A 25752-nucleotide genomic window follows, 5' to 3' on the forward strand; every position below is an offset into this window, starting at 1 on the left:
TTATTTCTTCTACTGTTTTTTTGCATCTTATATTGGAATAATCCCAATTACAATTCCGGTAATTAACATAACCATTGTCGTTCCAACGGCCCACAATAAAGTGAAGCGTTGATGTTCACCGAAATCAACTTTGGCCATTCCAACCAATAAATAAGTGGAAGCGACAAGCGGACTTAATAAGTGAACGGGTTGCCCAAGTAAGGAAGCGCGTCCCATTTCAGCTGCACTAATTCCGTAAGTAGCAGCAGCTTTCGTCAAGATAGGTAATACCCCGAAGTAAAATGCATCATTAGACATGAAAAATGTGAATGGCATACTGAGAAGTGCTGTAATAATTGGTAGTTGTGGTCCAAGTGCATCTGGTATAAGAGTTACTACACTGTTAGCCATTGCATCTACCATTTTTGTTCCAGATAAAATACCAGTGAAAATACCGGCAGCAAATACGAGAGAAACAACTGCTAATACATTCCCTGCATGAGAAGCAATACGTTCTTTCTGTTGCTCTAAGTTTGGATAGTTAATCATAACAGCAATAGCAAAAGCGACTGTAAATAAAACAGGTAACGGCATAACTTCTAGTATGAGACAGACAAGTAATGTAGCAGTTAATAAAAAGTTAATCCATAGAAGTTTAGGACGTTTATGCGCTGCGGCTTCGACAGTTGCAGCTTGCTCATCCATTGTTTGCATTTGTTTTAAATACTGTACATCCATAATACCTAAACGTTTTCTTTCTTTTTTTCCAAGATAGTAGGCAACGAGAATAACCCAAATTGCACCAGCAATCATTCCTGGAATAAGAGGTGTAAATAATTCGGAAGCCTCAAGTCCAAGTGCGCTCATAACACGAGCTGTGGGTCCACCCCAAGGTGTAAGGTTTGTTACTCCTGCCCCTAACATAACAACTCCAGCTAATATGAGGGGGTTCATTCCAAGGCGCTTATATAGTGGATACATTGCGGAAACTGTAATCATGTATGTTGTTGTACCATCACCATCTAGAGAAACGATAATAGTCAATATAGCCGTTCCGACAACGATTTTTAAAGGATCTCCTTTTACAAATTTTAAAATCTTACTAATGACAGGATCGAATAAACCGCTATCAATCATAATTCCAAAATATAAAATAGCGAACATAAGCATAATACCAGTAGGTGCTAATTTTTGAATCCCCTCTAACATCATAGGCCCCATATTGGCATAGAATCCGCCAATTACTGCAAAAACACTCGGAATTAATATTAAGGCTACTAGTGCTGACATACGTTTCGTCATAATTAAAAACATAAAGACAAATACCATCGCAAATCCAAGTAGTGCTAACATGTAATTTCCCCCTCAAAAGAATGATTGCGCTTTCAAAATAGAATAAAAATTCAGAAAAAGGTTTTTTATTTATAATAAAAGCATCTATTCAAATGGTAAATAATTTGAAAAATAACATCATTAGAAGCATAATTTTTATTTTGTTCATTTTGTTCACGGTAGTTAATTTGAATTTTTAAAAAGTAAGCCGCTCCTCGTAAGAATGGTAGAATAAGATGAAAATAGTGAAGTGTGAAATAGGGAGTAGATGTTATATGAAAACGAGAATAGAAGAGATTTATAGCTCTTATGAAGGAAAAGTAGAGGAGATTTTTATTAATGAATCTTCTTACGTATATGAATGGGAAAAATTACTGATGATCCGAAAAAATGACGGTGAGCTAAAAAAAATTGCAGTCGGGATTAGTGGAAATATAAGATTGGTAAATGTAGAAGTTGGACAGGAAATTAGTGCGGATACATTATTAGTTAAATTAGAAGATGATTTATTAATTACAGGTTGTGAGTGATGAGAGATGTGTAGAAATAACTACACATCTTTTTTTATTTCCTATATTACAAAAAGCACATTGTTTTTTCACAAATCTCACACAACCTTTTGGTATTCTTTTCATGGAGTATACGGTTTCTAGGGAGGAATATTGATGAAAGTAAAATATGTCGTACTTGCTATATGTTTATGTTTCATATTTACAGTAGTCGGGTGTGGGAAAAAGGAAACAGCAGCTGTTGCCATTGATGAGAAACATGATAAATGTGATATTTGCCAAATTGGGGTAACAGATAATCAATTTGCAACAGAAATTATTTTAGAAAATGGAAAAGCGTTAAAGTTTGATGATATTGGTTGTATGTATAAATGGATGGAGATCAACTCAGATGAAAAGACGAAAGAGAAATTTGTCCGAGATTATGATTCGAAAGATTGGATTTCGTTAGAAGACGCTACTTACGTATATGATAAAACAATAACGACACCGATGGCTTATAATGTCATTTCATTCAAAAATAAAAAAGATGCAGAGAGCTTTGTATCTAACTATAAGGGGAAAATTCTTTCGTATAAAGAGTTAGCAGAGCACAAATGGGAAATGAATAAAGAGATGATGGGGAAACCGAAAGCAGGAAATCATGGTGGACATCATTAATAATAGAAAAAGACAACTATATAGTTGTCTTTTTCTATTATTACTCAGGTGCAAATATAGAAAAGGTGTAAAATTTTTAGAAGAACGGTTACAATGGAATATAGTAACCTAAAGCAATCATTTATCCCGCATTAACGGGCAGTAAGACCCCCACCTCAAAATTCAGCGGAAGCAAAGAAGTTAGGTGGGGGATCAACTGCCAGTAAACGCCCGAGTGGTTCAACTAATAATCAGTGGTGGATGAACAAAACCCCCACTGATTAAAGTTTCACTTTATGTACTTTTTAGAAATGTATACAAATGCGGTAAAAACGTGCTAAACTAATTGCTTCATAATGTTAATGATGGGGCCATCAGGCGTATCATTCCAATAGGTTGAGAAACATAGTATAAGCTTAAGATAATCCGATTAAAGAAGGAATCTAAAGGGCTTATGGATAAATGTACTCAAGAAGAGTTATTGTATGTGATGGAGGAATGGTTAAGAAAACATTATCTTTCATAGGAGCTGTAGTTGTGAGAAAACAAAAAATTTTATTATGTATTTTATTAGGACTTTTAATGACGGTAGTGGCTTGTGATAAGCAAGAAGAACCAGAATCGAAACCGGTTCATGTGAAAAATGAAAAGAAAAAAGAGAAGCATAAAGAACAGGAAGAATCTAAAGAAGAGAAAAGTATAAATTTAATGGACAAACAGTTGTTACTTTCAGCTACTCTTGGAGACACAGAGACAGCTATGAAGTTGATTCAGGATGGAGCGAATATAAACGTAGAAGGTGACAACGGAGAAACGCCTGTCCTTGCAGCGACGTACCAAAATCATGTAGAGACAGTTAAAGCATTAATTGGTGCAGGTGCTAATATTGAAATTAAAGATGAGAAACAAAGTAATCCACTTCTTTATGCAAGTAGAGAAGGATATACGGATATTGTAAAAGTATTAATTAATGCAGGAGTTAATACGAAAGAAACGACTAAGTCAGGTGGAACAGCACTTATTTCTGCATCTGAGCGTGGACATGTAGAGGTTGTTAAAGAATTATTAGAGCATACAGATATTGATGTGAATTATAAAAATGAACGTGGTGGAACAGCGCTATTAGAAGCAATTGTATTAGGAAATGGTAGTGAAAACCATAAGAAAGTAATTCAATTGCTTATTGATCACGGTGCAGATGTAAATATGGCTAACAAGGAACATCTGACGCCACTGCAATACGCTGAAAAAAGAGGTTTTAAAGATATTGTAAATATGTTGAGGGTAGCTGGAGCAAATGAAGTAGTACAGCCACAACAACCAGTAGAGTAAAAAACGAAAAATAATCCCATTTAGATAGACAGAATGAAGAAATCAGTTAGTATGATGGATTCAGTAATGTGTATTTGAATGGGATTTTTGTTTTGAACATGAAAAATAGATTATGAATAGATGGTATATGGAGTAAATAAGGAGGGTATAAATGAGTCTCTCAGAACTTGATTTAATAGTAATTCAGGTAGAGGTTTTATTTGTTCATAATCAAGTAGGAAAAATGAAATATGTAAATGAACAAGGAAATCCGAAAGCACCACGTTTTTTTCTTGGCAGAACTCGTGAAGGGAGTATAACGAGATATCATTGTAATGTGGATGATGAAACGGTAAGTAATATTGAGAAGTTAATTCGAGAACCTTCAAAGTATATAGAGATAGCAAAGATCATTAATGTATTAAATGAAGACAGAACAGTGGAAAATATTTGGATGGGTCCTGCTTTCATGTTCCCTAATACTTTACATAAGCCGACTAGAACAATACAAATAACTGAGAAGAATAAAGAGCTTTTGCGAGAAAATTTTCCTAATCTAATAGAACAGATGGAATGGAGGCAACCTTATTTTGCAATTGTAAAAAATGAAAAGGTAGTTTCCGTTTGTTGCAGTGCCAGAAGTACGCCCGTAGCTGCTGAGGCAAGTGTGGAAACTTTAGCGGAATTTCAAGGGAATGGATATGGTACTGATGTTGTTACAGCCTGGGCCATATCAATACAAGAGGAAAAGCGCATTCCACTTTACAGTACTGCTTGGGATAACTTTCCTTCGCAAGCAGTGGCAAGCAAACTAAAACTCATTAACTATGGAATGAATTTACATATTGATTGAATTTTAAGCATTGTTTCGTTCTATTATTTTATATTTTAATATCCAGATTAATGTAAATGATGATGTGGTGAATATTAACATTCGATTAACACCTAATTAACAATCTATCAAAACTGACTTAATAAATGCGTAATATAGTAAAGGTAACAAAATAACTAGGGTAGAGAACATTTGAGAACACCCACTTACATATAATGTGCCACTTTCTTAGGTGTGCTCTATTCCCTAGAGTTCAAATAAGGAGAAAGGCGTTCTATGTAAGTAGGTGTTTTTAGTTTTGATAAAAATAGAACAGTTAGGTGGAATGAATGTTTAAAGAACCTTATATTGCGATGATAAAAGATTGGAAAGGATACAAAGCATACAAAAAATTGCCGAAAACAGTTTTTCTTATGACTGGTTCAATGCTGGAATTACCAGAGCGTGTATATGAATTGCAGAAACATGGACATGATGTATTTCTTCATTGTGATTTTATACAAGGCTTAAATACGAATACAGAGGAAGCGCTTTTGTATATTCAAGATGTTATCGGGGCACAAGGTATTATTTCAACAAAGGGTTCGACAATTCGAAATGCTAATAAAATTGGATTGAAAACAATTCAACGTATTTTTATTGTAGATACTTTATCCCTTACTAAATCAATTGAAAATTGTAAAACGACTAAACCAAATGCAGTAGAGATTATGCCAGGGATTATGCCTTCTATAATTAAACAGCTAGCAGAGGAAATAGAATTTCCTATTATTGCAGGCGGGCTGGTTCAAACGCGAGAAGATGCGGAAATTGCAATTCGTGCAGGAGCAAGTGCGATTTCAACAAGTCATTATGAAGTATGGATACATAAAGAAAAAAGGAGTGCAACCTTGTGATTGAATTGAAAAATGTTTCAAAGGTATATAAAAATGCAGAAGAGACAGCGGTTAAAGGCGTATCGGTTCATATTAAGAAGGGCGAATTTTTTGTTTTAGTTGGACCTTCGGGATGCGGGAAAAGCACATTATTACGCATGATCGCTGGCTTAGAAGAGATTTCTTCGGGAGATTTGATTATTAATGAACGTGTTGCAAATGATCTAGAGCCGAAAGACCGTAATCTATCAATGGTATTTCAAAATTATGCATTATATCCACACTTATCTGTAGAAGAAAATATTTTATTTGGACTTAAGGTAAGAAAAGTACAAAAAGAAGAGCGACAAAAGCGATTAATGGAAGCGATTGAAATGGTAGGACTGAAAGAGTATGTGAAAATGAAACCAGGTCAATTATCAGGCGGACAAAGACAGCGTGTTGCGCTTGCTAGAGCGATCGTAAGTCAAGCACCAATCTGTTTAATGGATGAACCACTTTCGAATTTAGATGCGAAATTACGTGCGCAAATGAGGATTGAAATTAGAGAAATTCAGCAGCGATTAGGAATTACGATGATTTACGTTACCCACGATCAAATAGAAGCGATGACTATGGGAGATCGTATCATGGTTTTAAATAAAGGAAGTATACAGCAAGTTGGAACACCACTTGACATATATAACGAACCAGCAAACGAATTTGTTGCAAGTTTTATAGGTTCTCCTTCTATGAATATAAATGATGGAGAAGTGGATAAAGAAAAAGGTGTATTACATATAGGGCAATTGCAAATTCCATTATCTATTGGACAGTTAAAGCAATTACCAGAAGGAATAATTCGTATAGGCATGCGTCCTGAGCATATTGAACTGTCTGAGGAAGGACAAGCAGTGACGCTGCAATCTGTAGAAGTATTAGGGAATGAATCTATATTAAACTTTGCGGTAAATGGAACAACTTGGAGTGCGAAAGTCATCGGACAGTTACTCTTGAACAAAGGTGATAAAGTAAAATTATTATTCTCGCAAGAAAAGTTATGCTTCTTTAACGAAAACACGAATGAACGCTTAAAAGTGGTAGCTGAAGAAGAGTTGAAAGTGGTGGCGAAATAATGATCGAAGTAAGTAAGTTACCAGTTCAAACAAAGGTGTCAAAAAAGAAAAAATTATGGGGGAGAACGAAAGATTTAAGAATAGGATTATTGTTTTTGGCGCCATCTATTTTGCTATTTTCGATTTTTTTGTTCTATCCATTGTTTAGGACGATTTACTATAGTTTTTATTTAACCGATATACATGGAGAAGCTAATCTTTTCGTTGGCTTAGAAAATTATCAATATTTATTCTCTGATCCAGCTTTCTACAAAAGTATAAAATCAACTTTACTATTTGTTTTATATACAGTGCCTACGAGTATTATATTTGCTTTGTTTCTTGCATTGATTGCAAATGGAAAGGTAAGAGGTATTGGGTTATTCCGAGTTCTGTTTTCTTCGACGATGGGAATATCAGTAGCTGCTAGTGCAGTGATTTGGCTATTTTTATTTCATCCAAGTGTAGGATTATTTAATAATATATTAGCCTCTATGAATCTTCCTGCAATCGCGTGGTTAACGAGTCCGGACTGGGCACTATTCTCTGTATCAGTTACAACAGTTTGGGTGAATACAGGATTTGCATTTTTAGTTATATTAGGTGGTTTACAAAATATCGATACGTCTTTATATGAGAGTGCATCTATAGATGGTGCTAGTTATTTATATAAGCTTCGCCGTGTTATATTACCGATGCTATCGCCAACTTTATTCTTTATTGTAACAGTAACGTTAATTAGTGCGTTCCAAAGCTTTGGACAAATTGATATTTTAACGCACGGTGGACCGAATGATGCAACGAATTTAATTGTGTACTCGATTTACAAAGAGGCGTTTGTGAATCATCAATTTGGAACAGCAAGCGCACAAGCGATGGTATTATTTGTTTTCATTTTCATTGCTACATTACTTCAATTTAAGTTTGCTGAGAGAAAGGTGCATTATAAATGATTGTTAAACAGTGGAAGCAAAATTTCCTATTATACATGCTGCTCATAATTAGTGCAGTAATGGTGTTTTTTCCTGTACTGTATGCGTTTTTAATAAGCTTTATGACACCAGACGATATTCAAATGAGAAGGTTATTTCCAACTCAATTTACTTTTGATAATTTCATTAATATTTTTCAAAAAGTACCGCTTTTTACATACTTATATAACAGTTTAATTGTATCGACAGTCGTTATGATTGGACAACTTATCGTATCAAGCTTAGCGGCGTATGCTTTTGTTTTTCTTCAGTTTAAAGGGAGAAATTTAATTTTCTTCCTGTTTATTTCAACGATGCTTATTCCGTGGGAAGCAACGATGGTGCCTAACTTTTTAACGATTCAAAACTTTGGCTGGATCAATAGTTTCGCTGGGATGACAGTGCCGTTTTTTGCAACAGCTTTCGGTATTTTCTTACTACGTCAACATTTTATGACACTTCCGAATGAACTGAAAGAAGCTGCTTTTATTGAAGGGATTGGAAATGTAAGGTTTTTATTCAGCGTTGTAATTCCGTATTGTAAAACGAGTTTTATTACGCTTGGAGTATATAGCTTTTTAACAACATGGAATATGTATTTATGGCCACTTTTAGTGACCACTGATGAAAAAGTAAGAACAGTGCAAATTGGTGTGAAGCAGCTTCAGTCACAAGAAGTTGCAACTGATTGGGGAAGCGTAATGGCCGGTGTGACGGTTATCGTTATTCCAACATTGATTTTACTATTTTTAGGACAAAAACAATTACAACAAGGATTAACAAAAGGTGCAATTAAATAACTAAGAGAAGGTGAGCTTAAAATGAGTTTAGTAAAAAAAGGTGCTGCTCTATTAATGGCAGCAACAATGGCATTATCTAGTGCCGCTTGTTCAAATAGTAAAACAGAGGGAAAACCTGAAGCGCAGGCAAAAGTAGCACCAGTTGAAAAAAATAGTGATAAAACTGTAATTCGCTTCTGGCATGCGATGGGTGGAAAAACACAAGGTGTACTAGATGGTCTTGTTGCAGACTATAATAAGTCACAAAATAAATACGAGATAAAGGCAGAGTTCCAAGGGACATATGAAGAGTCTTTAACAAAATTTAGAACGATGTCTGCAACGAAAGAAGCGCCAGCTCTTGTTCAATCGAGTGAAATTACAACGAAATATATGATTGATAGCAAAAAAATCACACCAATTGATAGTTGGATAAAAAAAGATAAGTACGATACGTCAAAATTAGAAAAAGCAATTACAAATTATTATTCAGTTGATGGAAAAATGTATTCTATGCCATTTAATTCATCTACACCAGTATTAATTTATAATAAAGATGCTTTTGCAAAGGCGGGCTTAGATCCAGAGAAAGCTCCGAAAACATATGCGGAATTACAAGAAGCAGCGAAGAAGTTAACGATTAAAGAAGGTGGAAATGTAAAACAATATGGATTCTCCATGCTTAACTATGGTTGGTTCTTTGAAGAATTGTTAGCGACACAAGGTGCTTTATATGTAGATAACGAAAACGGCCGTAAAGATGCTGCAAAGAAGGCGGTATTTAACGGTAAAGAAGGACAGAAAGTATTTGGAATGTTAGATGATTTAAATAAAGCTGGCGCACTTGGAAAGTATGGAGCAAGTTGGGATGATATTCGTGCTGCGTTCCAGTCTGGACAAGTTGCTATGTATTTAGATTCTTCAGCAGGTGTTCGTGATTTAATTGATGCATCTAAGTTTAATGTAGGAGTTTCATATATTCCATATCCAGAGGATTCGAAACAAAATGGTGTTGTTATTGGTGGAGCATCATTATGGATGACGAATATGGTTTCAGAAGAAACGCAACAAGGTGCTTGGGACTTTATGAAATATTTAACGAAGCCAGACGTACAAGCAAAATGGCATACTGCAACAGGCTATTTCTCAATTAATCCAGATGCATATAATGAACCTTTAGTAAAAGAGCAATATGAAAAATATCCACAGTTGAAAGTAACAGTAGAGCAACTGCAAGCGACGAAGCAATCTTCAGCAACACAAGGCGCTTTAATTAGTGTATTCCCAGAATCACGAGATGCAGTTGTAAAAGCATTAGAAGCGATGTATGACGGGAAGAATAGTAAAGAAGCTTTAGATGAAGCTGCCAAAGCAACAGATAGAGCAATTAGTATTTCAGCTCGTACGAGTCAAAAATAAGAGAAAGCCGTATCCTTAAAAGGGATACGGCTTTCTTTATAGGGAGATAAGGGATCAAAGAAATAATGAAGTTTTATCTCTTTTATATGAGTAAAGGGTCTAGAATGAATGTTGTCTTTTTCATTATTTATTTAACTCCATTGCGACTTGTTTACCATTTATGAAAACCTCTACTACCGCTACTATAACTTCTATTACTTTTTTCATCTCTCATCTCTCCTTGTTTTTGTTTCATTTCTTACTTTCAGTATAAGGAAATACAGTAATTACAACCATCGAATTGGATGACAAGAGACTTACAGTGTTGTAAGGATAATAGTTTAGTTTGTAATAAAGTGAAACTTTAATCAGTGGGGATTCTTCATCTCCCACTGATTATCAGCCCTCGCCAATCGGGCTTTTACGGCCCATTAATGTGGGATAAATATGATTCGGGATTGCGATTCTGAACTTTCTGTCGTTTTGAACTATAATTAGAAAGAGGGGGGATAATATGAAAAGAATTCTTGTTATTAGTGATATTCATGGAGAGATAGAAAAGTTCGAACAGTTATTGGAAGAAGCTCAATATGATGCGAAACAGGATCAATTAATCTTACTGGGAGATTATGTAGATCGTGGTCCAAATGCGCGTGCTGTAATTGAAAAGGTAAGAGAATTGAAAGAAGAGGGAGCACTCATTTTAAAAGGAAATCATGAAGATATGATGATTAAAGCGTTAACGACAAATGAGGAACGTTCATGGAACCATTGGGTAAAAAGAAATGGTGGAGATAAGACATTATATAGCTATGGATTTGTAGAAGAAGATATTGCGGTTAATGAGAAAGACTTCTCAAAACCGATTTTACAATCTCGTGTATTAGAGGAACATATAAAGTTTATTCAAGAATTAGATCATTACATTGAAACAGAAGAGTATATATTTGTACATGCTGGGGTTGAGCCGATGAAACGAGTTTCTGAATCTGAACCATATACGTTAATGTGGATCCGTAATGAATTTCATAATGGATATAGCGGTGAAAAGGTTGTTATATTTGGGCATACGGAAACAAAAACGCTTCATGGTAGTGAGGATTGCGGAGTGTATTTTGGTAGTAATCGTATTATTGGAATTGATGGCGGGGCTGTGTATGGTGGTCAGCTAAATTGTTTGGAGTTGCCGAGTAAAAAGGTATATGTAATAAAAAATTGAAAGAGATAAGAGGAATCTTATTTCTTTCAATTTTTTATTAAGGTAAATTTAAGACAAAGCTTTTATAATAAAACTTCAAAATTTTATATAAAGCAAAACTTCAGAAGAAAATAGTTGAAAATGAAATTACGTAATGTAACTACATTCTTTTGTTACGAAGAGAAGAAACGTAATAATAAATAGAATTGAACTATATGATGGAAGGTGACAGTATGCGCTTACTTGTAGTAGAAGATAATGCTTCGTTACTAGAGTCTATCGTACAAATTTTGCGTGATGAATTTGAAGTAGATACAGCAATAAATGGAGAAGATGGATTGTTTTTAGCGCTTCAAAATATATATGATGCAATTTTGCTGGATGTGATGATGCCAGGGATGGACGGATTTGAAGTAATTCAAAAAATACGTGATGAAAAGATTGAAACACCAGTCCTGTTTTTGACAGCGAGAGATTCTTTAGAAGATCGGGTGAAGGGATTGGACTTTGGTGGAGATGACTATATCGTTAAGCCATTTCAGGCTCCCGAATTAAAAGCGAGAATTCGCGCTTTACTACGCAGAAGTGGTAGTTTAACAACGCAGCAAACGATTCGTTATAAAGGGATTGAATTGTTCGGAAAAGATAAAGACGTTCAAGTAGATGGAAAAAGTATTAAGTTGACATTGAAACAATATGAGCTACTAGAGTACCTCATTCAAAATAGCGGGAAGATTTTAATGCGTGAACAAATTTTTGATCGTGTTTGGGGATTTGATTCAGATACGACAGTAGCGATTGTAGAAGTGTATGTGCATCATTTACGTAAAAAATTAGAACCATTCGGTTATCAGAAAGATATTCAAACCGTTCGAGGTATTGGATATATATTAAAAGAACAATGAAAAAGGGAAGTATGTTTCAAAAGACACGCATTCGTTTGACTATAGTGAATTCATTAGTATTTATCCTATTAATAGGTATATTAGGTAGTATTATTTATTCATATACATATAAGCGTATTTATAATGAAGTGGATCAATCTATAAAAATGTTGGCTCAGTATAGAGAAAAATTAGATGTTAAAATACCACCAAGAAAACGCATGGAGAATATCCAAATTGGAGATCCGCGAGTAACTAGAATAACTTGGAATGGAAAAATAGTGAAAATAGAGGGCGATAACCGTAAATTCCGTTCTATTTTTGAAGAGAATTTGGAAAAGTTTTCTCCAAAAAATTTAGAGGAGTTACAAGATATTGAAGTACAAGGACGATATTTTAGAGTATTTTCGCTTCAAAAAGATGGAGAAATAGTTCAAATCGTGCGAGATATAACAGCGGAAGAAAGAATGTTAAATACTTTATTTTTAATCCTTGTTATAGGTTGTAGCATAGGAAGCCTCTGTGCGATAGGTATCGGCTTTTTCCTAGCTGGTAGAGCACTCGTACCTATTCAAAATTCATGGGAGAAACAGCAGCAATTCGTTTCTGATGCATCACATGAACTCAGGACACCACTTGCAGTTATTCAATCAAAAACGGATGTTTTATTCCAGTCACCATCCGCTACGATAGAAGAAAAAGCGATGGATATTTCTACAATTTCAAAAGAATGTAGGCGGTTATCGAAACTCGTTAGTAATTTATTATTGCTAGCACGTTCTGATTCTAATCAAATTGAGATGGATAAGAAAACATTTGAACTTGATAAATTGTTAGAAGAAATAGTAGCCCCATATAAAGAGATTGCTTCTTATCAAGAAAAAGAGATGTTACTAAAAGTAGAAAGTGACGTATCTTTTATGGGGGATAGAGAGCGGATTCATCAAATGATGGTCATACTGTTAGATAATGCGATGAAGTATACAAACGAAGGCGGGCATATTCAAATTGATTGCACGCAAACGAGTAGTGCAATTCGTATACAGGTGAAGGATAACGGGATAGGAGTGAAAGAAGAAGATATTCCGAAATTATTTGATCGTTTTTATCAAGGGGATAAAGCAAGAAGTACGTCAGAAGGAGCTGGATTAGGTCTTTCAATCGCAAATTGGATTGTAGAAAAGCATTATGGAAAAATATCAGTAGAGAGCAAATGGGGAGATGGCACTTGCTTTGAAGTGATATTCCCTAAAAATCAAAGAATATAAGTAAGAAGACGATCTTGTTTTTACAAGGTCGTCTTTTTTTAAGATAAAGTTAAGAAACTATTTATATTATGTATGGCATAAAGAAAATTCATTACGTGAAGAAGAGATTATAGAGGTGTACGTGAGTGAATTTTATCGATCATAATGTTATTTCAAGCAGCGATGAGATGTATGTATAGTATTAAAAAAATTATGGGAATGATGGAAAAGAAAGTGTAAGAGGGAGGAATTAATTTTGAAAAAGAAAATGATGACGGTATTCACTATTGGAGTAATGAGTTTAAGCATATTAGGGGGTGCCTCTCCTTCTGAAACATCAAAAGGAAAGACAGATTACACACAGCGCAGTAAAGAACAATTAAACAATGGAAAGATACATGCGGTGAATACAGAAGAAAAAGCGGAGAAACTAGGTATTGAAACGGAAGGAAAAGAACAAATTACGCTAGAAAAAGAAATTCATGAAACAGAAGTAGGAAGAGAAGCAGAGCAGTTAGGCATCTCGATTGAAGGAAAAGATGTTGGAACTCTGTCTGAAGAAATCTATGAAACAAAAGTGAAGCAAGAAGCGTTAAAGCTAGGCATATCGATAGAGAATACATCAATTGTAGATTTAATTACTCAAATTAATACGATTAAAATTAAAGATGAAGCAGATAAATTAGGTATTGCAACAAATGGAAAAGAAATTGAAGACATCGCGGAAGAAATTTATGGGACTAAAGTAAGAGAAGCAGCAGGGAAGTTAGACATCTCTCAAAAAGGAAAAGAAATTGAAGAGTTAGCACAAGAAGTGTACGAACAAAAAGTACAGGAAGAAGCAAAAAAATATCATATTGATTTGTACGGTAAAGATATATATCAAGTGTTAAGAGAAATTAATGAACAAAAGGTGCTACAATTGGCAGATGAGCTTAATATGGACAAAGCGAACATGAATATTCAAGAGCTAACAGAAAAAATAAAAAAAAATCAACCTGAGAGAGAAAAAGAACTAAATTTTGTACCAGTGATTCGAACGGATGCTGACGCATTTTATTCTTATTTAACGAACTAAAAAGGGCGTGAGAGTGATACGGAGGTTTAAGTGGTATATATGTATATCATTACTAGCTATAGCGGTATGGAGTGTATATACAAATGGAATTACAAAGTATGTGGAGAAGTTGACATTCTTCAATATACAAAACGGAAAAGAATCGGAATTTAGTAACAATGATGAAAAGGTCATTTTATCAAGTGTACCATTAATTCAGCAATTACCAGAGCTAGATAGAGGTTGTGAAGTGACAAGCTTAGCGATGATGTTACAATACGCTGGTGTTTCAGTAGATAAGATGACGTTAGCAAATGAAATAAAAAAAGTTAATTTTATAGAAGATGGTGTGCGCGGGAATCCGAATGAAGGATTTGTAGGTAATATTTATACATTCTCTGAATCAGGATACGGTGTATATCATGGGCCACTTTTTCAGTTAGCGGAAAAATATTTACCTAATAAAGCTGTAGACTTAACAGGGAAGAATATAGAAGAAATTTATAAGAGTGTAAAAGCAGGGCAACCTGTAGTCATGATCACAAATGCAACATTTGCACCATTAGATGAAGATGAATTTACTACATGGGAAACAAATAGTGGAGATGTTTCTATTACGTATAATGAACATTGTGTTGTACTTATTGGGTATGATCAGGAATCTGTATATATTCGAGATCCACTTGAGGATAGCTTAGATGTAAAAGTACCGAGAGAAACCTTTGAACAGGCATGGGTACAAATGGGAAGTCAGGCAATTAGTTATGTAAAGAGCGCTAAATAAATTAGGACGAAGATTTTTAGTAATATGACTATAAGGTGAAGGATAAACATTTGAGGATTATAAGAGAAGTTCTATAGAGTAGACGCTGTTAAGAAATAAGAGAACTTTAGCATATATAATGCTAAAGTTCTCTTATTTTTATGATTAAAATACGTATAAGGAATGAATATGCAAAAATGCATAATTGAAGAAAAAAATACATTTTATCATTATATATTGTTTTATACATGTTAATTGTATAAAATGACACAAGTATCCACATTACATAAAGGAGGCTTATTATGCAAAAAATATTTAACTGGGTTAAATGTATGAGTATCAAGAAAAAATTAATCATTTCATTTTTTATTATTTTAACTATACCAGGAATTATTATCGGTGGTGTTTCATATCAAACTGCCAAAACAAATTTTGAACATCAAATGACAGATAAAGCAAAGGAGAATATTTCAGTTTTAAATACTGTTATTTCTCAAAATATAGAAGAGAAATTTGTTGATGCGACGTACTTTGCAGACATCTTAACAGAGGATACATATCCAAATGGACAAGAAGAAATAGTAAGAACGAAGTTAGCACAATATATAAAGCTTCATCCAGAAGTAGAAGGTATTTATATTGGAACAGAGACGGGAAAGTTTATAAGAGAACCATTTATTCAAATGGCTGATGGGTATAATCCAACAGATAGATCTTGGTATAAAGAAGCACATGAAAATAAAGGGAAAGTAATTGTTACTGCGCCATATCAGTCAGCATCTACAAAAAATATGGTAGTGACGATTGCGAAAGAAGTAAAAGATGGTAAAGGTGTTATAGGAATTAATTTAAACTTAGATAACATCTTAAAAATTTCCAAAATGATTAACATTGGTGAAAAAGGTTATGCAGTTATTTTAGATCAAAATAAGCAAATTGTTAGTCATCCATCTAGAAAACCAGGTGCAAAAGTTACTGATCCTTGGATTAAACCAATTTATGAAGATAAACAAGGAAATGTGTCTTATACAGAACAAGATGATAAAAAGAATTTAATCTTTGCAACAAATGAGAAAACAGGCTGGAAAGTAGTTGGAGTTATGTTCGATGAAGAAATTACCCAAGCTGCCAATCCAGTGTTTTATAAGACTTTGATTGTCATTGCGATTGCTATTGCATTTGGTAGTGTATTAATTTATTTCATTACAAAGTCTATTACAAGGCCATTACGAAAAATAGCTGAATCGGCATATAAAATTAGTAAGGGAGATTTAACAGAGAAAATTACAATCCATTCCAAAGATGACATAGGGAAATTAGGGGATTCATTTAATGAAATGTCTACGTCTTTACAAGATGTTATTACCCAAATTAGCTTTTCAGCAGAACATGTTGCAGCATCGGCAGAAGAGTTAACAGCGAGTGTACAGCAAGCAAATGATGCGACAGACCAAATTACAATTGCAATGGAACAAGTATCAGGTGGCGCTGAATCACAAAGTCAAGGTGTTGAAGAAGGGGCGGCTACATTACAACAAGTAAATACAGCAATTCAAGATGTAACTGGCAGCGCAGAGTCAATTTCTATTTCCTCATTACATGCGCGAGAAAGAGCTGAAGAGGGAGAAGATTTAGTTGAACAAACCGCAAAACAAATGCAATCTATTTCTAAATCGGTATCCGAGTCAGATGCTATTATTAAACTTCTTGATGAGAAATCAAAGCAGGTAGGAGCTATTTCTGAAGCAATTCAAAACATCGCTACTCAAACGAACTTATTAGCTTTGAATGCGGCTATTGAAGCAGCAAGAGCAGGTGAACAGGGACGAGGATTTGCTATTGTAGCAGATGAGGTTAGAAAATTAGCAGAGCAATCAGGAGAGTCATCTGGAGAGATTGCAAATTTAATTGCAGAAATTAAGGCGGATATTGAACATACTGTTAAGGCAATGGATAATGTGAATGGAGAAGTCCAAGAAGGCCTTGATGTTGTAACAAAAACGAAAGTAAGTTTTACGGAAATTTTAAGTTCTACTACACATATTGTTTCTCAAGTTAATCAAATGGTAGAAACAACGAAGAGAATTGCTGGAGATGCAAATGAAGTGACAAATGCTATTGATGAAATTGCAGCTGCTGCAGAAGAAAATACAGCTAGTATGCAAAGTGTTGCAGCTTCAACAGAAGAACAGGTTAATTCCATGGAAGAAATTAGTTCAGCTTCGCAAAACTTAGCTGAGATGGCAGAAGAACTACAAGCGATGACTAGTAAATTTAAAGTATAATAACAGCAGATAAGTAAGGTGAAAATAATATCACCTTACTTATTTTTCTATTCAGCAATTAGGGGAGTCATTAATGGGATGAAAAAAAGAAAAAGACTATGGAATTTATGGAAAACGATTACATTGTTAGTTTGTACAGTTGTAATTTTTTCTTTACTTGTGACAGATATATTAATTAGTCATAATGTGGAACGGACGACGGAGGATAGCCAAGCAGAGAAAGCAAAAACAATTGCACACATTGTGGCGAATGATTCGATTGTAATAGATGGTCTGGTTGGGAAAGCAGATACCTCTGCAATCCAAACGTATACAAATAGGATATTAAAAAACACAGGTGTTCAATTTATTGTAGTTATGGACATGGATGGAATAAGAAAATCTCATCCCGATCCTCAAAAAATAGGTCATCATTTTATTGGCGGGGATGAAGGGCCTGTATTGAAAGGAAAAGAACATGTATCGTTAGCAGAAGGAACTTTAGGTATTTCCATGCGCGTGTTTGTACCAATATTTTCTGAAACAGGTGAACAACTTGGAGCAGTGGCCGTTGGTATTTCAGCAGATAATGTAAAAGAGAGAGTTAGGGAAAGTAGATATATCATTTATATTGGTGTCGGAGTTGGCGTGTTAGTCGGGATTGTAGGAGCAATATTACTAGCTAGACATATAAAGAAAAGTTTATTCGGTCTTGAGCCGCACAGGATAGCAAAAATTCTTGAAGAAAGAAATACGATGCTACAATCTGTAAAGGAAGGTATCATTGCTGTCGATAAAGAGGCTAGAGTAACGCTAATTAATAATGAAGCGAAACGTCTATTTAAAAAAAGCGGACTTGAAGAAGATTTTATCGGTAAAGATGTTGAGTTATATATGCCAAATTCACGTATAAAAGAAGTATTGCAAACGGGAGAAGTACAATTAAACGAAGAACAAAATATTTACGGAATTACGATTGTGACGAATCGAGTTCCTTTATATGTAAAAGGAGAAATAGTTGGTGCAATTGCAACATTTCGTGATAAAACAGAGATTAGAAAACTAGCAGAGGAACTAACTGGTATTAGACTATATGCAGAAGCATTACGGGCACAATCTCATGAGTTTATGAATAAGATGCATGTCGTATTAGGGCTTACACATATGAAACAGTATGAAGAATTACAGAAGTATATAAGCGGCATGGTATCAGAGCATCAATATGAAATTGGTGGAGTTATGAAAAGAATAAAAAGTCCAGTATTTGCTGGTTTTTTACTCGGTAAGCTCAGCTATGCTAGAGAGAAAAATATAAAATTAATTATAAGTGAAGATTCTTATATGCCGGAAATAGATGATGAAAGTATTACTCATGAACTTATTACGATTGTCGGAAATTTAATTGATAATGCATTAGAGGCAGTGACGAATTGTGAAAAGAAGCGAGTTGAAGTTGAGATACAACATGGGGATATATTAACTATTACAGTACAAGATACGGGAAAAGGTATACAAGAAAAAGAAATAGAGGAATTATTTACGAAAGGGTATTCCACAAAGGGAGATAACCGCGGTTATGGTCTGTATCTTGTAAAAGAAAGTATACAGCGAATAAATGGGGAAATTCATATGCATTCATTAGTAGGAAAGGGAACAACGATAACGATTGAAATACCTAAAGGTAGGGATGAGAGGCAAATATGATTAAAGTTTTAATTGTAGAAGATGACCCGATGGTAGCAATGTTAAATACGCATTATTTAGAGCAAGTAGGAGGGTTTGAACTTGTTCAAGCAGTTAACTCAGTAAAGTCAGCGATAGAAGTATTAGAGAAATCACGAGTAGATTTAGTATTACTTGATATTTTTATGCCTGAAGAGACTGGCTTTGAGCTTTTAATGTATATTCGGAACCAAGAAAAAGAAATCGATATTATGATGATTTCAGCTGTACATGATATGGGGAGTATTAAAAAAGCATTACAATATGGCGTAGTAGATTATTTAATTAAACCATTTACATTTGAACGATTTAAAGAGGCATTAACTATATATCGAGAAAAACTTACTTTCATGAAAGAACAACAAAAAATTAGTCAATCAGAATTAGATTCGTTAATTTTACAAAAAGAAAAAAGGGAGCCTATTGTCACGAAAGAGCTTCCGAAAGGGTTAACGAAGCAAACGTTGCAATTAATTTGGCAGAAGATCGAGTCGCTGAATGGAAGAGTGTTTACAACAGATGAAATGGCACAATTAGTTGGAATTTCAAGAGTTTCTATTCGAAAATATGTAATGTTTTTGACTGACATTGGGGTGTTAGAAAACGAAATGATGTACCAACATGTGGGAAGACCTGTAAGTAAATTAAGATGTGTTGATCAAAAGAAAATAGAGTTTTACGTATAAGCGACTTAGTATAAGTCGCTTATACTTTTTTTAATTACAAAATCAATTACAAAACTTACAAAAACTATTTTTACTATTGAAAGCGTTTTAATATTGTTATTAAGAAAACGAGGGGGTGCCATATGGGAATTCAAAAGAATGTGGAAGCGGTATCATTTTCTGAAGGAAATGAAGTACAAAGAGAATCTTTCGCTTCTAAAATTATGAATGTAAAAATCGGTGTTATACCTTTACCGTTATATGTAGTATTGGCTGCTATTATTTATGGGGCATCTGTATATAATAAATTGCCAGCAGATATGATTGGTGGATTTGCAGTTATTATGATTATGGGGATTTTCTTAGGAGATATTGGGATGAGAATTCCAATTTTAAAAAATATCGGCGGTCCAGCAATACTTTCGTTATTTATTCCATCATTACTTGTATTTTTTAACTGGATGAATCCAGCTTCAATGGAAGCTGCGACTATGTTAATGAAAAAATCGAACTTTTTATATTTATATATTTCTTGTTTAGTAGTCGGAAGTATTTTAGGAATGAACCGTAAAGTGTTAGTACAAGGTTTCGTTCGTATGTTTATTCCTTTAGTAGTAGGGACGTTAGCTTCTGTAGCAGTAGGATTATTGGTCGGTTCATTATTTGGATTTGAAATGAAGCAGACATTCTTCTTTATCATCGTACCAATTGTGAGTGGTGGTATCGGGGAAGGGATTTTACCATTGTCGCTAGCTTATAGTGATATTTTAAATGAATCATCAGCAACGTTTGTATCACAGCTTATTCCAGCAGCTATTATTGGAAATATGTTCGCAATTGTAAGTGCAGGGTATATGAAGCGTTTAGGTGAGAAGAAACCGGAGCTTAGTGGTAACGGTGTATTAGTGAAAACAGACAATCAAGCAGAATTATTAAAAGAACAAAATACAGAGCAGCCAATTGACTTCTCATTAATGGGAGCAGGTTTATTAATTGCGTGTACGTTCTTCATCTTCGGAGGATTTGCTTCTAAGTTCATCGGTATTCCTGGGGCAATCATTATGATTTTCTCAGCAGCACTTGTGAAATATTTTAAATTAATGCCAGCAAAAATGGAGCAAGGAGCATTCCATTTATATAAATTTATTTCGAAGAATTTAACTTGGCCTTTAATGGTTGGATTAGGATTGCTATATATTCCGTTAAAAGACGTAGCAGCAGTTCTTTCAGTAGGATATGTTGTTGTGTGCGCATCGGTTGTTCTTACGATGGTAGCATCAGGTTTTCTTGTAGGGAAAGTGATGAAAATGTATCCAGTTGAATCGGCGATTGTAACTGGATGTCATAGCGGTTTAGGTGGAACTGGAGATGTTGCTATTTTATCAGCTTCAAATCGTATGGAATTAATGCCGTTCGCGCAAATTTCGACTCGTTTAGGCGGGGCAGCAATGGTTGTAACAGCGACAATATTATTAAAAATGTTTTCATGATCAAACAAGCTAGCTATATTCATATAGCTAGCTTGTCAAATTAAGGGGCGATTATAAGTATGTTAGAAAATGAAATTAATGAAAGATCATTGTTATTGCATAAAGAATTAGTAGGGAAAATTGAAATTACAAGTAAAGTAGAAGTAAATTCAGCGGATGATTTAAGCCTGACGTATACACCAGGTGTAGCGGAGTCTTGTAAGGCAATTGCGGCAGATGAAGAAACAGTGTATGACTATACAGCACGTGGCAATATGGTGGCAGTTGTTTCAGATGGAACAGCGGTACTCGGCTTAGGAAACATTGGACCGAAAGCGGCAATGCCTGTTATGGAAGGAAAAAGTATTTTATTTAAGAAATTTGCGAATGTAGATGCTTTCCCATTATGTTTAGGCACAACGGATGTAGATGAAATCGTTACCCTTGTAAAAAATTTAGAGCCTACATTTGCAGGGATTAATTTAGAAGATATTGCAGCACCGCGTTGTTTTGAAATTGAAAAACGATTAAAAGAAGAAACGAATATTCCTGTATTCCATGATGATCAACATGGAACAGCTATTGTCGTTTTAGCAGCTGTTATTAATGCATTAAAAGTTGTTAGCAAACAAATGGATAATGTGAAAATCGTTATTAACGGTGCGGGTTCGGCAGGAATTGCAATTGGAAAATTATTATTAAAGGCTGGTGCAAAGCACATTACGTTAGTTAGCTTAGAAGGTATTGTTTGTGAAGGTGAAACATGGATGAACGAAGCGCAAATTGAAGTTTCAAAAAAGACAAATCGTGAACATGTGCGTGGAACGTTAAAAGAAGCGATTCACCAAGCTGATATTTTTATTGGCGTATCTGCTCCTAACGTATTAACGAAAGAACTTGTACAGACGATGAGTGAGAAAGCAATTGTATTTGCAATGGCGAATCCAATTCCAGAAATCTTCCCGGAGGATGCATTAGAGGCTGGGGCAGCTGTAGTAGGAACTGGGCGCTCGGATTATGCGAATCAAGTAAATAATGTATTGGCGTTTCCCGGAATATTCCGCGGTGCGTTAGATGTGCGCGCGACTGATATTACAGAAGAGATGAAATTAGCGGCAGCATATGGGATCGCTAACATTATTACGGACGAAGAACGTAATGCGAATTATGTAATCCCGAATCCATTAGATAAAAGAGTTGTTCCAAGTGTTGCAGAAGCAGTAGCGAAAGCAGCTATTGATTCAGGCGTGGCGCAAATTACGAAAATACCAAGTTATTAATAGCTAAAAGCAGTGCCTAAAAAGGCACTGCTTTTTTGAGATAAGAAATCAAAATAATGAAGAAGTGTAGAATTATTTATGTTTCTTCACTATTTACTTAATTCCATTGCAACTTGTTTACCATTCACTAAAACCTCAGTTACTGCTACGATCACTTCTATCATTTTTTTCATCTCTCATCTCTCCTCGTTTCATTTCTTACTTTAAGTATAAGAGAAGAGAGATAATTCAACTATCAAAGTACATGACGTAGAAATTACATTGTTGTAAGAAAGTGGTTTATTTTTGTCACTTTACTCAGCGGTGATTACAAACTGATCATAATATTTTTCATTCACGTATATATTTAATAGCCATAATCCAGATGAAGGTAGTGACATAGTGAGAGGGAGTTCGTTTGTAGTAGAATCGATTGTATTTGAAGTAGTCCACGTTTGCTTGGAAATTTCTTTTTGAAAGAGTATTGGTATTGGAGTTACAGATCCTTGTTTTAGCGCAATAATAGACAATTTTCCAGTTGGTATTTCAGAATCTAGAAAGTACCACATTATTTCATTTTGTTCATTTGCGATAATAGGACTATCAGCCATTGCGATTTTTCCTTCGATGCCTTTTAAAGGTATTTTTCCGTCTATGAATGAGGGTGCTTCTTCCCAATTTACATCTTTTAAAACACTAAGGTGAAAGAAGGAAGGTGCGTTCACTTGAGTGGATGACGTTGTGACAGCTTCTGTTTTAGGTGCTTTTGAATCAGGTTGTGCTTGTGCGCATCCAGTGATGAGGAAGGAGAGAAGTAGCATAGTTCCGATTTTTTTCATGGTGCCACACTCCTAGTTTTTATTGTTAGTGTAATTGTATTTGCTAGAAGGCGGGACAATTCCTTTAAAGTATAAAAAGAGGTCGTAAGTTTTGTACGACCTCTTTTGACATTTTTTATCTCGTAAAAGCCCGATTGGTGTAGGTTAATAATCAGTGGGAGATAGCATCCCCCACTGATTAAAGTTTTACTTTATACTTGTTCCGTTGTATAGGTTGGTTCGTTTTCTTTTTGAGGCATCGTCAAAAAAATAACGGACAGAACGATACATACGCCGCCTAATAATTGATATGTTCCAAAAGATTCATTTAGCCAAGTGATTGAAACGATGGCAGCTACAAGGGGTTCAATGCTAGATAAAATGCTTGTTTCTGTTGCTGCTAAATATTTAAGACTACCGATATATAGAAGGAAAGAAAGGGTACCACTAATAATGATAAGAATAAGCATAGAAAAAGTTTTTAGTGTAAGGGTTTGTGAAAATTGATTCCACCCGAATGAACGATTATAAATAAGTAGTGCAATTCCTCCGATTAACATCCCCCAACCAATTACTACAGTTGTCCCGCATTCTTTAATGAGAGAAGCCGGATGAAGGGTATAAAATGCAAATCCGATTGCTGTTAATAGTCCAAAAATAATAGCCTCTTTAGATAAAACAATATTTTCAATTGAGCCATTTGTAATAATAAAGTATGTTCCTATTAGCGCGGCTATAATTGCGAATAGTTGCATGGAAGCAGGGAATTTTCTTTGTTCAAATGCAACGTACACGGTAATAAGAACAGGACCTAGAAATTGAAATAGCGTTGCTGTGACGGCGTTACTAATATGAACCGTTTCGATAAAGGCGTATTGCGCACCAAGCATGCCGAGAATAGAGAAAATAATAAGTTGTATAGAATATCTAGGGTGTTTCCAAATTTGAAATATGTTTTGTTTCTTTATAAGTAAGAAAGACAAAATAAATATTCCTGCAAGCAACAATCGAATTGTTAAAAAATCAATTGAGGATACATTAGTATGCTGAAATAGCCACTGAATCATTGGACCAAATAATCCCCATAATGTAGCTCCTGTAATAATCATAATGAGTCCGATACGTCTATTATTGTTCATGATCATGTTTCTCCTCTCAGGTATTTAATTTTTTATGTGTGACATGATAAAAGGAATTATATATAAAATCTGGTACTGTAAAAAGTATCAGATTTTAGTTTTATTAAGGGGTCAGATATTATGTTAGAATTAACGCCTAATTTAAATATGAATAGTAAAAAGGCATTGTATGTGCAATTGTATGAGTATATAAAAAAAGAGATTAAAGATGGATCGATTGTCCCTTTTACGAAATTACCGGCTAAGCGAAAGTTAGCGATACATTTACAAGTAAGTAAAAATACAGTAGAGGCAGCGTACGAACAATTACTTGCAGAAGGTTATATTGAGTCGGTGTCGAGAAGAGGTTATTTTGTTTGCGAGATTGAGCAAATTGTTCATGTAGAAGATAGAGGAGAGAGAATAGGAGAAGTATCGTTTCAGGAGAAGAGTTACAAATTTGATTTTACACAAACAGGAATTGATACAAATGCTTTTCCATTCAATATGTATCGGAAAATTGTAAATGAAGTATGGCAGCCGCATAATAATAACCTTCTCTTTCTGGGACACCCCCAAGGGGAATTGAGTGTAAGGGAAGAGATTACGAAATATTTGTATGAATCTAGAGGAGTGCGTTGCTCAGCTAGTCAAATTGTATTAGGAGCGGGGACACAAATATTAGTGAAACTACTTTTTCAATTGTTAAAGGGAAGCAATTATGCAGTTGAAAATCCAGGGTATCATAGGAAAATGGTCGTTTTTGAACAGGGAGAAACAAGGGTCCAAATGTTATCTTTAGATAGAGATGGAATTTGTATTGCAGATTTAGAAAATAGCGATGCGAATGTTGTATTTGTTACACCTTCTCACCAGTTTCCTTATGGAATGATAATGCCTATTACGAGAAGGATGCAGCTTTTACAATGGGCAAAGAAAGAAGAGGGTAGGTATATTATTGAAGATGATTACGATAGTGAATTTCGCTATTCGGGAAAGCCTATACCAGCGCTGCAAGGGTTAGATACAGAGGGGAAAGTTATTTATATGGGTACGCTATCTAAAGCATTATTACCATCGTTACGGATGAGCTATATGGTGTTGCCGAAGAAATTAATTAAAAGGTATCAACAGCAATATTTATTTTATACACAAAGTGTTTCAAGAATGGATCAAGAAGTGATTAGAAGATTTTTAAATGAAGGATATTGGGAAAAACATATTCATAAAATGCGTGTCGTCTACCGAAAAAAGAGAGATCGACTTGTTTTTGAAATAGAAAAGTATTTTTCAAATCGTGTTGAAGTGATAGGAGAGGATTCGGGATTACACATTTTATTAAAGGTGCATAATGGAATGCGGGAAGAAGAATTAATTAAAGAAGCTGCAAAACATAGTATTAAAATATATCCTGTTTCTACGTACTATAAAGATGGTACTGCACCTGAAAATGTAGTTTTACTTGGGTTTGCGATTTTATCAGAAGAAGAAATTGCGAAAGCGATTCAATTATTAAATACAGCGTGGTCTAGAAAAAAGTAAAAAACATCCTCATATAGGAGAGGATGT

The 25752-nt window shown here is 34.6% G+C and carries 23 protein-coding genes and 1 pseudogene; 21 read left to right on the plus strand and 3 right to left on the minus strand.

Annotated elements, in window-relative coordinates:
- Window positions 1-27: 27 nt before the first annotated feature.
- Window positions 28-1332 carry a CitMHS family transporter gene (locus AC241_RS02920; RefSeq protein WP_016083599.1) on the minus strand — a complete coding sequence of 435 codons (1305 nt, stop codon included), beginning with the start codon at window positions 1330-1332 and terminating at the stop codon, window positions 28-30.
- A 254-nt stretch (window positions 1333-1586) separates the two neighbouring features.
- On the opposite strand from AC241_RS02920, the gene AC241_RS02925 reads away from it, so the two are divergent.
- From AC241_RS02925 to AC241_RS03015, 20 genes and pseudogenes are all read left to right on the plus strand, one after another.
- Window positions 1587-1841 carry a hypothetical protein gene (locus AC241_RS02925; RefSeq protein ID WP_000857376.1) on the plus strand — a complete coding sequence of 85 codons (255 nt, stop codon included), beginning with the start codon at window positions 1587-1589 and terminating at the stop codon, window positions 1839-1841.
- Window positions 1842-1976: 135 nt separating this feature from the next.
- Entirely contained in the window at window positions 1977-2480 is a 504-nt protein-coding gene (locus AC241_RS02930) for a nitrous oxide reductase accessory protein NosL (protein WP_050842531.1), read from the plus strand.
- 441 nt (window positions 2481-2921) lie between these two features.
- Window positions 2922-3791, plus strand: coding sequence for an ankyrin repeat domain-containing protein (locus AC241_RS02935; protein ID WP_016083597.1), 870 nt, complete (start codon window positions 2922-2924; stop codon window positions 3789-3791).
- Between the two features lie 151 nt (window positions 3792-3942).
- Complete coding sequence (locus tag AC241_RS02940) at window positions 3943-4623, plus strand: GNAT family N-acetyltransferase (protein WP_043935548.1); 681 nt, start codon at window positions 3943-3945, stop codon at window positions 4621-4623.
- A gap of 308 nt (window positions 4624-4931) precedes the next feature.
- Window positions 4932-5498 (plus strand): glycerol-3-phosphate responsive antiterminator, encoded by a 567-nt coding sequence (locus AC241_RS02945; RefSeq protein ID WP_050842533.1) that lies wholly within the window; start codon window positions 4932-4934, stop codon window positions 5496-5498.
- A complete protein-coding gene (locus tag AC241_RS02950) occupies window positions 5495-6592 on the plus strand; it encodes an ABC transporter ATP-binding protein (protein WP_043935546.1) in 1098 nt (365 codons plus the stop codon). The genes AC241_RS02945 and AC241_RS02950 overlap by 4 nt, the downstream gene beginning before the upstream one ends.
- Window positions 6592-7524, plus strand: a complete 933-nt coding sequence (locus AC241_RS02955) for a carbohydrate ABC transporter permease (protein WP_043935544.1) — start codon at window positions 6592-6594, stop codon at window positions 7522-7524. Before AC241_RS02950 ends, AC241_RS02955 begins: the two co-directional genes overlap by 1 nt.
- On the plus strand, window positions 7521-8342 hold the full coding sequence (locus AC241_RS02960; protein ID WP_000635948.1) for a carbohydrate ABC transporter permease: 822 nt from the start codon (window positions 7521-7523) through the stop codon (window positions 8340-8342). The genes AC241_RS02955 and AC241_RS02960 overlap by 4 nt, the downstream gene beginning before the upstream one ends.
- Before the next feature lie 21 nt (window positions 8343-8363).
- Window positions 8364-9740 (plus strand): ABC transporter substrate-binding protein, encoded by a 1377-nt coding sequence (locus tag AC241_RS02965; protein ID WP_016083592.1) that lies wholly within the window; start codon window positions 8364-8366, stop codon window positions 9738-9740.
- 493 nt (window positions 9741-10233) lie between these two features.
- Window positions 10234-10938 carry a metallophosphoesterase family protein gene (locus tag AC241_RS02970; protein ID WP_016083591.1) on the plus strand — a complete coding sequence of 235 codons (705 nt, stop codon included), beginning with the start codon at window positions 10234-10236 and terminating at the stop codon, window positions 10936-10938.
- A 212-nt stretch (window positions 10939-11150) separates the two neighbouring features.
- Window positions 11151-11822, plus strand: a complete 672-nt coding sequence (locus AC241_RS02975) for a response regulator transcription factor (RefSeq protein WP_016083590.1) — start codon at window positions 11151-11153, stop codon at window positions 11820-11822.
- 11 nt (window positions 11823-11833) lie between these two features.
- Complete coding sequence (locus AC241_RS02980) at window positions 11834-13069, plus strand: sensor histidine kinase (protein WP_016083589.1); 1236 nt, start codon at window positions 11834-11836, stop codon at window positions 13067-13069.
- Window positions 13070-13304: 235 nt separating this feature from the next.
- Window positions 13305-14126, plus strand: coding sequence for a hypothetical protein (locus tag AC241_RS02985; RefSeq protein ID WP_016083588.1), 822 nt, complete (start codon window positions 13305-13307; stop codon window positions 14124-14126).
- Between the two features lie 13 nt (window positions 14127-14139).
- Window positions 14140-14889: a C39 family peptidase gene (locus tag AC241_RS02990; RefSeq protein WP_016083587.1), complete on the plus strand. Its 750-nt coding sequence runs from the start codon at window positions 14140-14142 to the stop codon at window positions 14887-14889.
- 422 nt (window positions 14890-15311) lie between these two features.
- Window positions 15312-16214 (plus strand): annotated as a pseudogene (locus tag AC241_RS36110) (HAMP domain-containing protein); the annotation flags it as partial.
- A 120-nt stretch (window positions 16215-16334) separates the two neighbouring features.
- The gene (locus AC241_RS36115) at window positions 16335-17153 is read left to right on the plus strand and encodes a methyl-accepting chemotaxis protein (protein ID WP_434180230.1); all 819 of its coding nucleotides are present in this window, start codon (window positions 16335-16337) and stop codon (window positions 17151-17153) included.
- Between the two features lie 78 nt (window positions 17154-17231).
- Window positions 17232-18836, plus strand: a complete 1605-nt coding sequence (locus tag AC241_RS03000) for a sensor histidine kinase (RefSeq protein WP_016083585.1) — start codon at window positions 17232-17234, stop codon at window positions 18834-18836.
- On the plus strand, window positions 18833-19540 hold the full coding sequence (locus AC241_RS03005; RefSeq protein ID WP_016083584.1) for a response regulator: 708 nt from the start codon (window positions 18833-18835) through the stop codon (window positions 19538-19540). The genes AC241_RS03000 and AC241_RS03005 overlap by 4 nt, the downstream gene beginning before the upstream one ends.
- 122 nt (window positions 19541-19662) lie before the next feature.
- Window positions 19663-21009 (plus strand): 2-hydroxycarboxylate transporter family protein, encoded by a 1347-nt coding sequence (locus tag AC241_RS03010; protein ID WP_029441529.1) that lies wholly within the window; start codon window positions 19663-19665, stop codon window positions 21007-21009.
- 59 nt (window positions 21010-21068) lie between these two features.
- Complete coding sequence (locus AC241_RS03015; RefSeq protein ID WP_029441530.1) at window positions 21069-22268, plus strand: NAD(P)-dependent malic enzyme; 1200 nt, start codon at window positions 21069-21071, stop codon at window positions 22266-22268.
- A 293-nt stretch (window positions 22269-22561) separates the two neighbouring features.
- On the opposite strand, the gene AC241_RS03020 is transcribed toward AC241_RS03015, so the two are convergent.
- Both AC241_RS03020 and AC241_RS03025 read right to left on the minus strand, forming a co-directional pair.
- Complete coding sequence (locus AC241_RS03020) at window positions 22562-23086, minus strand: DUF4871 domain-containing protein (RefSeq protein ID WP_029441531.1); 525 nt, start codon at window positions 23084-23086, stop codon at window positions 22562-22564.
- Window positions 23087-23277: 191 nt separating this feature from the next.
- Entirely contained in the window at window positions 23278-24204 is a 927-nt protein-coding gene (locus tag AC241_RS03025) for a DMT family transporter (RefSeq protein WP_050842535.1), read from the minus strand.
- A gap of 120 nt (window positions 24205-24324) precedes the next feature.
- On the opposite strand from AC241_RS03025, the gene pdxR reads away from it, so the two are divergent.
- Window positions 24325-25725, plus strand: a complete 1401-nt coding sequence (gene pdxR / locus AC241_RS03030; protein WP_029441533.1) for a MocR-like pyridoxine biosynthesis transcription factor PdxR — start codon at window positions 24325-24327, stop codon at window positions 25723-25725.
- Window positions 25726-25752 lie beyond the last annotated feature (27 nt).

Source organism: Bacillus thuringiensis, assembly GCF_001182785.1.
In the GTDB taxonomy this organism is placed as follows: Bacteria; Bacillota; Bacilli; order Bacillales; family Bacillaceae_G; genus Bacillus_A; species Bacillus_A thuringiensis_S.